Annotated in this window: 13 protein-coding genes; all 13 read right to left on the bottom strand. The window is 66.8% G+C overall.

Annotated features, from left to right (window positions below; genetic code table 11):
• Window positions 1-298: 298 nt before the first annotated feature.
• Entirely contained in the window at window positions 299-637 is a 339-nt protein-coding gene (locus tag Q0D93_RS01675) for a helix-turn-helix domain-containing protein (RefSeq protein ID WP_294390486.1), read from the bottom strand.
• On the bottom strand, window positions 621-794 hold the full coding sequence (locus Q0D93_RS01670) for a hypothetical protein (RefSeq protein WP_294390483.1): 174 nt from the start codon (window positions 792-794) through the stop codon (window positions 621-623). Before Q0D93_RS01670 ends, Q0D93_RS01675 begins: the two co-directional genes overlap by 17 nt.
• A 36-nt stretch (window positions 795-830) precedes the next feature.
• On the bottom strand, window positions 831-1,382 hold the full coding sequence (locus Q0D93_RS01665; protein WP_294390481.1) for a hypothetical protein: 552 nt from the start codon (window positions 1,380-1,382) through the stop codon (window positions 831-833).
• Window positions 1,379-1,897, bottom strand: a complete 519-nt coding sequence (locus Q0D93_RS01660; protein ID WP_294390479.1) for a TIGR02594 family protein — start codon at window positions 1,895-1,897, stop codon at window positions 1,379-1,381. Before Q0D93_RS01660 ends, Q0D93_RS01665 begins: the two co-directional genes overlap by 4 nt.
• A gap of 28 nt (window positions 1,898-1,925) precedes the next feature.
• Complete coding sequence (locus tag Q0D93_RS01655; RefSeq protein WP_294390476.1) at window positions 1,926-2,303, bottom strand: hypothetical protein; 378 nt, start codon at window positions 2,301-2,303, stop codon at window positions 1,926-1,928.
• Window positions 2,300-2,809 carry a hypothetical protein gene (locus Q0D93_RS01650; RefSeq protein ID WP_294390473.1) on the bottom strand — a complete coding sequence of 170 codons (510 nt, stop codon included), beginning with the start codon at window positions 2,807-2,809 and terminating at the stop codon, window positions 2,300-2,302. The genes Q0D93_RS01655 and Q0D93_RS01650 overlap by 4 nt, the downstream gene beginning before the upstream one ends.
• Before the next feature lie 383 nt (window positions 2,810-3,192).
• Window positions 3,193-4,683: an SGNH/GDSL hydrolase family protein gene (locus Q0D93_RS01645; RefSeq protein ID WP_294390470.1), complete on the bottom strand. Its 1,491-nt coding sequence runs from the start codon at window positions 4,681-4,683 to the stop codon at window positions 3,193-3,195.
• A 248-nt stretch (window positions 4,684-4,931) separates the two neighbouring features.
• Entirely contained in the window at window positions 4,932-5,219 is a 288-nt protein-coding gene (locus Q0D93_RS01640) for a hypothetical protein (RefSeq protein WP_294390467.1), read from the bottom strand.
• The gene (locus tag Q0D93_RS01635) at window positions 5,216-5,812 is read right to left on the bottom strand and encodes a hypothetical protein (RefSeq protein ID WP_294390465.1); all 597 of its coding nucleotides are present in this window, start codon (window positions 5,810-5,812) and stop codon (window positions 5,216-5,218) included. Before Q0D93_RS01635 ends, Q0D93_RS01640 begins: the two co-directional genes overlap by 4 nt.
• Window positions 5,813-5,823: 11 nt before the next feature.
• On the bottom strand, window positions 5,824-6,396 hold the full coding sequence (locus Q0D93_RS01630) for a hypothetical protein (RefSeq protein WP_294390462.1): 573 nt from the start codon (window positions 6,394-6,396) through the stop codon (window positions 5,824-5,826).
• On the bottom strand, window positions 6,396-7,214 hold the full coding sequence (locus tag Q0D93_RS01625) for a hypothetical protein (RefSeq protein ID WP_294390459.1): 819 nt from the start codon (window positions 7,212-7,214) through the stop codon (window positions 6,396-6,398). Before Q0D93_RS01625 ends, Q0D93_RS01630 begins: the two co-directional genes overlap by 1 nt.
• Window positions 7,215-7,226: 12 nt before the next feature.
• Entirely contained in the window at window positions 7,227-8,129 is a 903-nt protein-coding gene (locus Q0D93_RS01620; protein ID WP_294390457.1) for a hypothetical protein, read from the bottom strand.
• Window positions 8,126-13,621 carry a hypothetical protein gene (locus Q0D93_RS01615; RefSeq protein WP_294390454.1) on the bottom strand — a complete coding sequence of 1,832 codons (5,496 nt, stop codon included), beginning with the start codon at window positions 13,619-13,621 and terminating at the stop codon, window positions 8,126-8,128. Before Q0D93_RS01615 ends, Q0D93_RS01620 begins: the two co-directional genes overlap by 4 nt.
• Between the last annotated feature and the right edge of the window lie 34 nt (window positions 13,622-13,655).

Below are 13,655 nucleotides of genomic sequence, written 5' to 3'. Positions count from 1 at the left end.
GATCTTGAACCGGACAATGATGTTGGTGCTGCCACTGGCTCTCGCGGCTTGCGGTCCGCGCACCCCGACCTACACGCTATACCGTTCATCAACGGTACCCGGCGTTCAACGGCTGCACGTAGCTACGTTCGACTCTGACGATGCAGAAGAGTACAACCGTGAGAACTGCTTTGTGGCGGCCGACCTTTTCCAGCGCCAGCCAGGCGTGAAGGTGCGTTATTGGTGCGAGAAGGGGCGGTATCGATCGTGAGCGCCGCCGCGCGTAAGCTGGCGCCGGTCGAACTGCTGCCCTGAGAACTCACGCCGCCTTGCGATACTCCCGCAGCAGCGCGTTCGGCGCGTGGAGGTCGATCAGGTCATAAAGGCGGGTATGCGGCCAGCCCTGGATCTTCCAGTCGGGTGCCAGCTTTTTGTTGAGGTTGGAGACGTGGCTCGTCATCGAGTTCTCTCCCCACAGCGGGCCACCGTCCGGCTTATCGCCATAGACGATGTCGAATAGCTCAGTGCTCGCAACCGTCCGGCGCAGCATCAGGACCGAGAGGATTTCCATCTCGGTGGGGCTGAGCTTCACGAACTCGCCAGACGGTCGGAGGAACCGGCATGCCTTGTAGTCGGCCCACCTAAGGCTGAACGCCATGGGCGACCTCCTCGGCAACGAAGTGCGGGTTGCGCAGCGCAACGCGGACACACTGGCCGGTGTCGGACACGGCTGTGCCGACAACCTCCAACCCCGCCTGGGCGAGCGCCTTTTTTGCCGCGTCCAACAGGGTGCGGGCGGTTTCAGCGTTGGTCATGCTCGTTCTCCTTGGTGATGGTGCTGCCGGGCCGGGTCAGCGGGGGATGGCGCGGATGCGCTTCCACCAAGCGAACCAGCCCTGAGCCTTCACGGTGTTTTCGGTGCAGATCAGCAGATCGCCGTCATCCAGGACGGGCATCGCACCGGCTCCAGCAGCGCCGGCGGCGGGTCGGGCAGCTTGGGGCTGGTGCGCTGACCCGCTACCACCTCGATCGGCTGCACCTTGGGCAGCCTGGCCGCGCAGCTGGCGAGCATAGCCATCAGCAAGAGCGCGAGCGGCATCCAGGCGACGTTGAAACGCATCACTTTCCTCCAATGTGGCCTGAGACTGGGCGGCTTCGACGGCGCGGGCGTGCGCCAGATCGGCGGCGGCGGCCTCGGCGCGGATCCGCTTCAGCCGCTCGGCCGTGATCTCCATCGCGTGAAGCGCGCGCTGCATGGCGGCGTCATATTTGGTGCTGAGCCGGGTGTTCTCGCGCCGGGCACCGTGAAGGTTGCCCACCCCATATGCGCCCGCCAGCAGGAGCAGCGGCGCGACGATCCCGACGATCCAGTTCCACGGCGGCGGCAGTAGGCGGCGGATCACGCCTCGTTCCTCGACACCGCCACGCCAGCGGTCGCCGTCATCACGACAGGGTGACCAAGCAGCGGCTGGTCGGACGGCCAGCGCGCCGCGACACAGCGCGCCTTCTCCAGCCGCATGATCGAGACGCGATCACCCTGGTTGCCGCCGAGGACGTGGAAATGCGTCCGGTCCTCGCCGACATAGAAGCCGACATGGCCGCCGGCTGGGCGCTGGAAGACGAGGATGGTGCCGGGCGCGAGCTGGTCGAGCTTCACCGGGTCACCCCAGGTCGCCCAGGCCATGGCGCGCACGCCGACCTTCATCTTGCCCAGGTTCACGCCAGCATGGCGCAGGCACTCGGTCACGAACACGCCGCACCACGGCACGCTGTCCGCATTGTAGACGATGCCCAGCACCTTGATCCCGGCGGCCTTCGCCCAGCCGAGGATGGTGGGGTTGTTGGCCGTGCCGGGCGCTTCACGCGTGTTCAGCAGCGACCGGGCGCGGACGAGCCACGCCGGTTCGACGTTCTTCATGAGACCTCCGATGTGGAAAGGGTGCGCCCTACTTGGGCGGGGTGTTCATGCTGCCGAGGAAGGCGCGGAAGGCGGCCTTCAACGCTGTTCCCGCCGGCCCCTTGGCCAGCGTGATGATGGTGATGCCCATGGTGCCGAAGCCGATGCCGCTCAGCCCCGCCGGCAGCAGCGCCAGCGCATTGGCCTGCACCCACAGCGCCGACACCAGCACCGACAGCATGGTGACGGCCACGTCCAGCAGCACCTTCGGCCGCGTCGGGGTGTTCAGCGACACGATCAGCCGCGTCATCAGCGTGGCGCAGATCGCGACGATCAGCGGCCCTGCCTCGAAATGATAGCCGAGAAAGTCCCACACCACAGGGACGCTCGCGCCGGTAGCCGCACCGGCCGCCCCCACCCGGCTCACCGGAGGATCACCGCCGACATGGCCGCGATCAGGCTGAGGCCGATCACGCCGCCGGCACGCACCAGCACCGGCCAGCGCGACCACATGTCGACTGGCAGCGGCGCCTTGCGCAGCTGATGCTCGATCCCCGGCTCGCCCAGCATGACGATCGACATCCACATGAAGCCGCAGCCGACCGCGATCGGGTCGAGCCACCGCTTCGCCATGATCACCCGCGCCGTGGTGGCGGGGTCGAGCGGGTTCCAGCCCCACAGCAGCATCGCCTCCGCGCCGCAGCGGAGCGTGATGCCCGTACCCGCCAGCAGCGTGACCAGCCGGTAGAGAGTAACCGGGTGCAGGGGGTGGTCGTACCGCCGCTGGTCCCAGATGCGGCTGCCCTGCCGATAGGCCAGCATCATGCCCAGGAAGGTCATGGCCGTCATCAGGAACAGGTTGATCCCGAACAGCGACATGTCGCCACCGAACGAGGTCGGCACAGGGGTCTGAACTGAGGACACCATCTTCATGGTTAGAGCTTTGTCGGGCAAGGCTAGGCCTCCCTCTGGATGGCGGGACGTTCGATCATCGTGGCTCCGGGGTGACAGGGATGGTAGCTCTGCGGTAGGAAGCAGCAGGGCGCCGTGGGAACATACGGCGCCGAACAGGGGGGATATTAATGCATTTGGTGGCGACGCCTGTGCGCCAGGGGTTTTCTGAGCGGATGGCGCCTGGAGTTTTCGTGGTTAATCTTTGGGCGAACTTAGCTCGGCCGCAGAAGATAGAGCCCTTCCCGCACTGCGCGTGCTGCACGCACGAAGCCAAGCCGGGTTCCATCTTCTGCAACGATTGCGGCGCCCACCACGGGCTGACACCCTAGTCCAAGCAGCCCGGGGCGGCGCCGACCTTGAGCCTAAGCCGCCGCCGCCGGCAGCGGGAACGCTGCACGCCACGCCATCTGGATCAGGTCGATCGACCCAGAGAGCGGCACACCGGCACGGTAGCTAAAGATGAAGTCGGCGTTGAATGTCGTGATGTTCTTTGTTGCTACCGGGACGTGCGAAACCAATCCGTTGAAGAAGTGGAGGCCGGTCAGAGCAGGGAACTGACTGCTGGCCTTGCCTCCGCCGGCACCTACGCCGAACAGCTCCGTCGAGCCATTCAGGCCAGCGTTGGCATTGCCGCTTGCGGTAAAGCCGTGCAGTCCCTGCAGCGCGCTGAAGTTCACCAGCGCCTCCCCAATCAGCGGAGTACCGGCAGGTACGCTGACCCCCGAGCTGGTCAGAACAGTGCGGCGGAGCCGGATGCTGCCGTCGGCTGTAGGCGTTCCCGACAGCGCCATGTTGACGCACTGCGAACCGGACGAGCCCATGTGGGTGTCGAGCGCCGCACACGCCGCCTGCGTGAACGTGATGCCAAGGTCGCCGGTCAGCGTGGTCGTGCTGGTCAGCTCCCAGCCATTCGGGGGCGTGCCGGTGACGGTGCCCGTGCCGCTCTTGACGCTGCTGTCGGTGCCGCCAAGGGCCACCATGCGACCGACAGTGCCCAGCAGGTTGCCGCGTGTCGCCGTGGCGGAGAACGCGTCGGTACGGTGGAGGAGATCGATCGGGAGCGGCGTGTAGAGCCGTTGCAACAGCGGCGCCAAACCGAACGAGGAGCGGTAAAAGCCATATTCCGACTGGTGCAGGCCATCAACCATGACGGCAAAGGCGCCACCAGTGCTGCCGCCCAGCGGCGCGTCCGTGGCGCTGGTTGGGTCAACGAGCTGCGCAGCCAGATCGAGGAAGAACACGCCCGGGGTCGATTGCGCGAACTCGCTATAGAGCCGGTTGAGCGTGATGATCCGCTGGGCAGAGGAGAAGGAGGTCCGGGGATCCACAGCGTGCAGGATCAGGAACCGCGCACCGGCCGCCTGGTAGAGGTTCCATGCCTTCTTCACATTGGCGAGAATGGCATCATGCGAGATGACCGGAGACGCTGCGGCAAGATCGTTGGTGCCGATCTTCATCCACACGTCGACCTGAAAGCCTTTGCCGGTCAGATCGGTAATGGTCTGAACGGCAGCCGCCAGTCGCGTGGGATGGGTGAGATTGTATTTGGTCTCCCCATTGACGTCGAAGGTGCCGTCGCCCGTGGTGGAAGAGCCGACGTTGATGCTCGCCCCGTACCGGACGTTGCGCGGCTGGCGGGCCAGCGCCCACCGAGCGGCTGCCTGCAGTTCCTGGCCCTTGCTGTCTCCGTCGTTCACGATCACGACGTTAGAAGCATCGGCGCGGCGTGCTGCCTCGGCCAGCAGGACGCCGATGCTTCCGCGCACCGTCTGCCCTCCCTGGACCAGCGGCAGCATCTCCTGGCCGGTCAGCGGACCGGACGAGCTAAGTGCTGAAATCTTCGTGTCAGGCATGTCAATTGTTCTCCAGAAGAAGCAGGCTGCCGTCTTCCAGCAGCAGGCGAGCACCGTTTTCAGTTGTGAGGGCCATGGTTGATGGCGATGGCCCAGGCCCGCTATCCGGCGGCGCCGGCGCAGGCTGGCGTGGCGCGGTGAGAGCAAGTCCGATGCCCATCCACATTGTTGATGTCCTCCAGGGTAAGTGGCGGCAGCCGCACGCGATCGGCGCCCGGTTGATCGGCTGCGGCTGTGAGTTGCGCCGGTCAGGGCAGAGTGGCGGTGATCCAGTCGGCCCGGACGATCGAGCGTTGGCAATGGCCGGGTGCGCTGCCCACCAGCATGGTGAACAGGCGATCGATCAGCCAGCGGGCGACGCGCGCCCAGCGCCAGCCATCATTGGCGTGCCGGCCGACGCTGCTGCTGATCGTCTCATACGGGCTGGGGATCGGACCGAGGCCGAGCAGATAGGCCGGGCCGGCGGTGGTGACGTAGGCGAGCTGGTCGAGCGCCACGAGCCAGGCGTGGAGCAAGGTGCGCAGCCGGCGGATCATGCCGCGATCACGGTGTCCCAGTCGACCTGGGCAGCGGCAAGGGCGGCCTCATGCGTGTCGGCCGCGTCGATCGCCACCGCCGCGCCGCGCCGCGCGCCCTCGATCTTGGGATCGAGCAGCCGCCATTGGCCGGACGTGGCGAGGCAGAGCGCCGCCACCTCGCCGATCGTCTGCCCGATCGCCGCCGCCTCGCAGGCGAGATACGGGAAGTCGGCCGGGTCGGCTCCCTCCACCCACGCCTCCGCCTCGGTCTCCTTCGCCAGATAGGTCGCCTGCTGGCCGGTGATGTCGGTGATGAAGCGCCGACGGAGCGCGCCCGCCGCCGCGTTGACTTGGCCCGTCTGGCTGGCCTTCCATGCGGCGAGGTCGATCGTCTCGGCCACGATCGTCTCGACCGGCGCGCCATCCACGTCGAGCAGCTCGCGGCGGACCTCGCGCTGCCACGCGACGATCGGCAGGGCTTCCACGATCGGGCGCTGGCCGAGCTCGCGCCGCTCGTCCTCGGGCCAGTTGGCGGGATATTCGATGTCGCGGACGATGAAGGAGCCGACAACCTCCTGCCAGCCGTCACCACGCGGTTGAGCCCAACGCATTGTGCTTCCTTTCAGATGAGTTCGTAGGCCTGGAACCCAGGCGTGGGCCCGGACGCGGCGCTGATGTGGAAGGCGGCGCCGTCGGGATAGATCGGGTGCTTGGGGTAGAGGTAGAGCGACGGGCCGAAATAGTAGGTGTTGCGGGCCGCCGAGTAGACGTAGTTGTCGAGCACCTCGCCGCCGGCTGTGACGGTCAGGCCACCCGCCGGGTAGATGGTCCGCGTCACGATCCCGATGTGACCTGGCGACTTGGTGAAACCGTCAAAGTCCATACCCGATGCCGAGATGCGCCGGACCAGCGCCTGCGGCCCCCGCAGCAGCACGAAGCAGGCGCCATATTCATTGGTGTTCGGCAGCTTCTCCAGGGTGCTGCCGACGTCGGCGGAGGTGAGGATCCGGTAATCGCAGCCGGTTGCCAGCGAGATCCAGCTTCCGCCGGGCAGGTCCGCCCGCCCGCCCTCCCAGTTCAGGAAGATCATGTCGCCGGGCCGCGCGCCCACATCGGACGGCTTATTGCCGGGCACGCTGGCGCCGACGTAGATCGCCTGCCGCTGCGAGGCGAACAGCGGGTGGATGCCGCGCATCAGTAACCCCGCAGCAGGGTGCATTCGATGTTGCTGGCATCGTGCACGAAATAGGCCAGCAGATCGACCGCGCCCGGCGCGCTGGTCAGGCTCGGCGCGCCGCCGGGAAACTTCCACACCGTGTTGAACGACATGGCATAGGGGCTCGCGCCCTGGACGATGCGGATGCGGCCGCTGTCGCCCGCCTGGAAGTTCTGCGGGGCGGCCAGCACCGTGGCGCCGCCCAGCGTCACATGGCGGTTCGGGCCGGCATTGCCATTCAGCGTCAGCGTCGCCCCCCAGGTGACCGCCTGGCTGGCGCACGCCTCCCGCAGCGCCTTCGCGGTCACGAAGCTCAGCGCCGTCCCCGCCCACAGGTCAGCGGCGGTAGCGGCCGGCGCCGACACGGTGATGCCCATGAACCAGGACGAGAAGGTGCCCGAGCCGTTCGCGAAGGAGAACAGCACCGTGATGTCGCCGTCCGATGTGTCATAGGCGGTGATCACGCCCACCATCTGCGCGGTCGGGTTCTGCTGTGCCGCCAGCACCACGGTCAGACCCGGCACCAGCGCCTTGCCTGCCTGGATGCGGAACGATTGCGACCCGGCGGCGATCGTCAGTTCGCTGGCGCTGGTCGCCAGCGTGCCAGGCGCGTTCAGCACGGCGGCGAGTGCGGTCTCCGCGCGCTCGGCGAAGCCATTGGCCTCGACCTGCTGCGCGTTGCGCTGGATCGTGGTGACATTGAGCGCGTCCGCCCACTCCGCTGCGGCGTCGAGATAGTCCTCGCGCCCCTGCGATCGGATGGGCGCGTCGGGCAATGGATCGACAAGAATTGCCATGATGGTTCCCGTTCAGAGGCTTTCGACGTTCAGATCGCAGCGGCTCACCCCGGTCAGGCGCTGGAGCCGGACCTTGAAGTTGCTGAAGAATCCGTAGGTCAGGAGGGTGTCCAGCGTCGGGCCGCCGATCCACAGGGTCGGGATCGCCCGGAGCGATGCGACCTTGTCCTTGATCGCATCGGTGCGGCTGGACTGGATCATCACCTGGTAGGTGAGATTGTCGCTGTAGTTGCGCGGCACCACCGTGATCACGCCGAAGTCGGACCGGCTCCGCTTGGAGAAATCGGCGATGCCGATGTCCACGTCGGTCAGCGTGGTGCCGATGTCGAACATCTGGCCGATCAGGAACGTGCCGCATTTCACCGGCGCGGTGTTCGACACCCCTTCGATTGTCACTGTCACCACGGCGTTCGAGAAGGATGGAAGACTCTCGAACAGCAGCTTGGTCCGCGTGCCGATCGGCGCGAACAGGTAATCGTAGAGGTTGTCGATGTCCCGGCCGCCGGCGGCGGTCACCTGCGTTTCGCGGTAGATCTCCGTACCGCCGACCGAGACGGCGACGGTCACCTGCTTGGCGCTCAACTCCAGCAGCGCCACGCTGTCAATCCGGGCACCCGGCGTGAGCGTTATCGTGATCGGTCCGTTGCGGGTGGCTAGCGTCCCTTTCGCCTGGTCGAACATGGCCCAGCGATTCGTGGCGCCCATGTCCGACCATTTCTGCGCGCCGGCTTCGGTCAGCGGGTCCACGCCGGCCTGGACGCTTTCAGCGGCGGCTTCCCACCGCTTATGTCCACGAATTACCCTGGCCCCCTTCGTGTAGGTCGCTGTGGATGACCACGCCGGATATTCGGTCTCCGGCAGGTTGATGTTGGTCAGGACCGCCTCAGTGATGGGCAGCGGATCGATTACCTTCATGCGGCCCTCGCCTGCCCGGTGGTGTCGTCCCGCTCCGTCGACGTGACGACCGCGATGCCGTCGCCACCACCCTGGAGCGCGGCACGCTCCCAGATGTCGGCAATGCGACTGGTCAGCACGACCATCTGCTCCGTCATGTTCAACAGTTCGGCTTGCGCCTCCTGCGTTTCGCGACGCATGGCCCGGATCTCCGTAGCGGTGGCGTCCACCGCTGTGGGCGTCGCCAAGGTGGCGGTCTGCCAAGCCGGTGCATTGTCGTTGGCGACGGCGGGCGACATGGCGGCGATAGCGGCCGTGGCAGCAGCGGAATTGCCGCTCGCCTTCATGATCAGCCGGTAGGTGTCTTCCAGGCTGTTCGCGGTCACCATGCGGATGCGGTCCAGCTCCTGCTGGCTCGTCGCCGCGCCGGCCGCCGCGTCGATCAGCGACTTGGACAGGCCTGCCAGGCTCTTACCCGCTTCCTGGTCGCCGCCGCGCGTCGCGATCGTCGCCGCGTTGAACTGGCTGAGCACCGACGCATAGGTCTGCGCGCCGACCGTGTCGGACAGCCCGCGAATGCGCTTCACCTCTTCCAGCAGACCATCGCCGATCGACTTCCACGCGTCGCGCAGCTGATCCGCCGCCCGCGCCGCTTCCTCAGCGGCCTGCTGCGCGGCAGCGGCGGCGGCCTGCTGATCCTTGATCGCCTGGATCTGATCGTAAAGCGCCCGGTTCGAGGGATCGAGCGCCTCACGCTCGCGCCGGCGCAGTTCGGTCGTGTCGCCCATGAGCTGCAGGATCTGCTGCTCAAGGCCGGAACGCTCCTGAGCGACAGCGGCCTGCTTCTGGGCCAATTCTTCCGCCGCCTGCGCGGCCTTCGCCGCCGCGTCGATTTCATCCTGCCGGGCCCACACCAGCTGCTGAAGCGCGCGAAGGCTCTCATCCATCTCGGCAAGGTCGAGCGCCCGGATCGCGGCCGTATTCCCGTTGATCTGGAGCAACTGGCGTTCGAGCGCCGCACGCTGGCTGGCAAGCTGCTCCGCGCGCTGCGCCGCCTCTTCCGCCACCCTGGCCGCAGCAGCCTCTGCCGCCTGCGCGTCCTTCAGCGCGTTGATGCGCTCCATGAGCGCGCGGTTGGACGGGTTCAGCTGCGCCAGTTCCAGCGCCCGGATCGCGGCCGTATCCCCCTGCAGGTCGAGCAGCTGGCGCTCCAGGTCGTTGCGCTCGCGCAGGATCGCGGCGGCGGAACTGGCCTCCTGCGATCCGGATACGATCTCGGCAAAGGCAGGCGACAGCTTCAACAAGGCCGCATAGGTCTCGCGCCCGGCGGCGGTCGTCAGATCCTGCGCGTCGACCAGGGCGCGGAAGCCCGCGATGCTGTCGGGCATGGCCAGCCCGAGGGAGCCAAACACGCTGGACAGCTGCTTGGTCTTCACGGCCGCCTGTTCGGCCTCCGTGTAGTACGTCTCGAAGTAGGTGGCGGTCGCCGCCTGGAGGTCGGACACGCTGTCGAACAGGCTGGCCAGCGCCATGCTGGCATCGATGCCGATGCCCTTGGCGCCGCGCCCGAGCATGTCGAGCGACGAGGTGACCGTCTCGACCGTGCTGGCGACGCGCACCAGCGTCTCGAACGCCCCCTCCCCGACCGCCTGCCACTTCTCCAGCCCCGGGATTGCGGCGGCGGCCATCTGGTCGGCTGCCTTGCCGAACACGGCTTCAAGCCGCTCCTGGACCTCGGTCCCGGACAAGCCCTTCAGATCGACCTTGCCGATGCTGACGACGAAGCTGTTGAGGCGCTTGGTGACCTCGTCCGTGGCCAAGCCCAACGGGTCCGCGCTGGCCTTGATGCTGTCGGCAAAGCTCTTGAGGATCAGGCCGAACTGCTGCTCCAGCGCCGCGTCCATATCGCCATATTGGGTCGAATATTTGGTGCTGGCGGTGAGGCCGAGCACCTTCTTTTTCTTTTGGACGTCGGCATAGGTCGCGCCGTCGAACCCGTTGGCCATGATGTCGCCGACCGACTGCGCGCCGCCGTAGATGCCAGAGCCGACAACGCTCGTCTTCGTGCCGAACAGGCCCTTGAACACCGTGCCGATGACGCTGCCGAGCGCAGTGCCGATGATCGCACCCAGCGGGCCGCTCGCGATCATGCCGATGCCAGCGCCCGCACCGGCCAGCATCGCAGTGCCGCCCGCACGATCGGTCAAGCTCGACTTGAACCCGGTCGGGATGCCCAGCTCGGCCTGCACGTCTCCCGAGCGAACGACCAGCGAGGCCAGGCCGCCGATCTGTCCCTCGATCGACTTCAGCGAGGCCGCCATCTGCGTCGTGTAGACCAGCGTCTGGCTTTGCAGGTCGCTGACCAGGTCAATGGCCCGCTTCAGGCTGTCGCTCTTGGCATCGCTGTCACCCAGCACGGAGCCCGCGCCGTCGTTCGCCTTCGGAAGCGTGTTCTTGCCGCCGAAGCCACCGGCGATGCCGATGCCCAGCGCGGCGACCGTGGCGGCGGTAGCGGCGGCGGCGGCAATGTTCAGCGGGAAAGGCATATCCCGCATCGCGTTGACGACCGCTTCCGTGCCCTTGGCAATGGCAGACTTCGCCGAGTTGGCGATCTTGGTCGCAGTCTCGGCCGTGTTCTGCACCATCGACTTCACCGACATGGCGAACTCGGCCGCGCGGAAAATCTGCTCGGCGGTGTGGAGCGCCTTGTATCCGGCGCTGCCCTTATCGAAGAAATCCTGCGCTGCGTCCGCCATATCGCCGAACAGGCCGATCTGAGCCGTCGCGGTGCGTGCTGCATACAGCGCGTTCTCGCGCTGGATGTCGGCTTCATTCTTGCCGGCCTTTTCGATGGCTGCCTTATGCTCGGTTTGCTGGCGCTGCTGGGTAGCGGCAAAATCCGAGTAGATCTCGGCCATGCCGCCGATCGCCTTGCCGACCGAGCCGAAGGCATCGGCTATGCCCCGCGCCGCCGTGCTCACGTTGCGCGCCAGCTCGTCCCATAGGTCGGCAGTGAAGGTCAGCGAAGCGTTGTAGCGCTCCTGCGCCTGACGATTGGCCTCGGTCTGATCGGCGATCTTGACCTGCTGCGCGATGTAAGCGGCGCGATCGCCGGGATTGAACTTTTCGGCCTCCTGCGTCGCCTTCAAGGTGGCGAGCGCATGAACCCGGGCCGCGTCCGTCGCGCCGATCAGACGCAATTCTTCCCGCAGGATCTCCAGCTGATCGTCACCGGACGCCGTTGCGTCCTGAAACTGAGCATATGCGCGCGCTGCGTCAAAACGCTGCTGCGCCGCCGTCTGATCATCGATCGCCTTGGTGGCGAGCGCCACGTCGGCAACAAGGCCGCGCTGCCGCGCCGCTTCCTGAGCCGCCAGCAACGGCAAGAGCGCGAGTTGGTCGCGAAGGGCATCCGCCGCCTTCTCGGCCGGAATCGCGCCAGCCTCGACCTGCGCATTGACGCGCTCCTGCGCAATGGCCTGGTCCTTCAGGGATGCGGTGGACTTCGCCGCATCGGCGAGGCGTTGGGCGATCGACAGACGGATCTGGCGATCAACGGCCGCCTCGATGTCGCCGCGCTGCTTGATCGCCTTGGACTCGGCCTTTTCGCGCGCCTCCGCGATCAGCGCGGCCGCGCCGGACACGCCATAGGCGTCGGCCAGCTTGTGCAGGTTGACGATCTGCGCCTCAATCGCCTGGGCTTCACGCGCCAGGCTCTCCGCATGCTTGTCAGTAGTCGGCGTGCGATCGGCTTTTATCTTGTCGGCCTGCGCCTTGTACCGCTTCTCCGCCGCCGCGACGGCATTGGCGCCGGACTTGGCGAAGAAGCTGTCCACGCCCGTCACGAACTGCTTGGCGCCCTGAGAATAGCCCTTGCCGAACGCCGCGCCGATGCTCGCACCGACCTTGCCGCCCACGCTGGAGTCAAAGTCGGCGCCCCATGCCTTGGCGAGCGGGGCAACCCAGCCCTTGAGCGTTTGCAGCCAGCCTGCGACCGTGTCGTAAACGTAGCGGAAGGCCTTCATCACGCCCTCGGCCGCCCACGTTGCGGCGTCCACCAGCGGCTTGAAGAAGGCGGCGACGGCCGGGCCGATCTGGGCCCATAGCTCCACGATCGCGGCATAGCCGCCGGCGAACAGGCCGTAGATCTGGGAGATGAACGTCTCCAGCTGCCGCATGTCGTCGGGCGAGTAGAGATAGTCCATGATGCGCTTGCCGGAGCCGCCGAGGCTCAGGCCATCGCTGATCGTCTTCCACATGCCGGCGATCATGTCCCCGGTGGACACGCTCACATCGCCGAGCTTCTTCAGCTCCTTGTGGGTCAGGCCGAGCCCGTCGACATACTTCTTGATGCCGCTGTCATCGTTCACCTGGTCCTGCCAGCGACTGAAGCCGACGGCGACAACCGAAAACGCGGCAATGACCGGTGCCCAGGCGAGCGCCAGCAGGCTGACCTGCTTGGCGAAGCCAGCAATGCCGCCTTCCGCCATCTGGGCAATCTGGAAGATTTGACCGGCTTGAGACGCGAAGATCTGCATGGGCTTCGCGCCCAGCGACGCCATGGTGGCAATGTCGTTCAGCTGGAACGACAGCTGCGTCATGGTGCCAGCGCCGCCTTTGATGGCGCGCATCTGCGTGTCGTGCGCCTGCCCGACCTGCCGCAGGCGCCCGGCCAGCACTTCCTGCTGGCGAGCATATTCGGCGGGCGCGGTCGCACCAGCGTGGTAGAGCCGCGTCGATTCCGCGATCTCATCATTCAGCCGCTTGGTCGCCGCATAGAGCGGGTCCGTCGCCGCGCGCAGGCGCTCCGCAGCTGCTGCGTCCGCCTCTTGCGCGTCGTGAGATGCCCGCACCTGGGCGGCAAGACGCGCATGCTCGTCGGCCAGCCGCTTCTCCGCCGCAGCCATCACGGCGGCCTTCGTGGTGGACTGCTCCATGGCGGCGCCGGCCGCCCTGATCTTGGCGGCGACCTCGGAAAGGCCCAGGGCCTCGGCTGCGGCGGCACGCTCCGCCACTTCCAGCTGCTTCAGCTGAGTGGCGGTCATACCGGCCGTAGCCGCTTCCCGCTCCAGCACGGCGAGATAACCGGTGGCGCTAGCAATGCCCTGATCGCGCTCGCGCTTCACGGAAGCAGCGGCCTTGGCCAGTTCCGCCTGCGCCAATGCCGCCGCGCGCGCCTCAGCTGACAGCTTGGCCTCGGCCGCCTCAGCGCGATCGACGGCGGCAGCGGCATCCATGATCCGCTGCGCAAGGCCGTTGAACCCGGCCTGATTGGCCGTGAACGCCTTCATCTCGGCGTCCATCCGGCGGAGCTGCGAGGCGTTGCGGCCGTAGGTCGCCGCCTGGCGCTCCATCGTCTCGGCTAGGCGCGTTGCTTCCCGCTCGGCCTGACGGTTGCCGGCGGCGGCCTCGCCCATCGTCTCCTTAACGCTGCGCTTGACCGTGCTGAGGTCACGCTGAAGCCGCGCCAGCTCGCCGACGACGACATCGATTTCGAGGGTGGCTGCTTTCATGTGCGGAAACCTCCCTCATGATGGACGGGCCGGC

It is taken from the genome of uncultured Sphingomonas sp., from assembly GCF_934560975.1.
Classification (GTDB): domain Bacteria; phylum Pseudomonadota; class Alphaproteobacteria; order Sphingomonadales; family Sphingomonadaceae; genus Sphingomonas_I.
The sequence above is the reverse complement of the archived record's forward strand: the minus strand, read 5'-3'. Positions and strand labels throughout refer to the sequence as shown.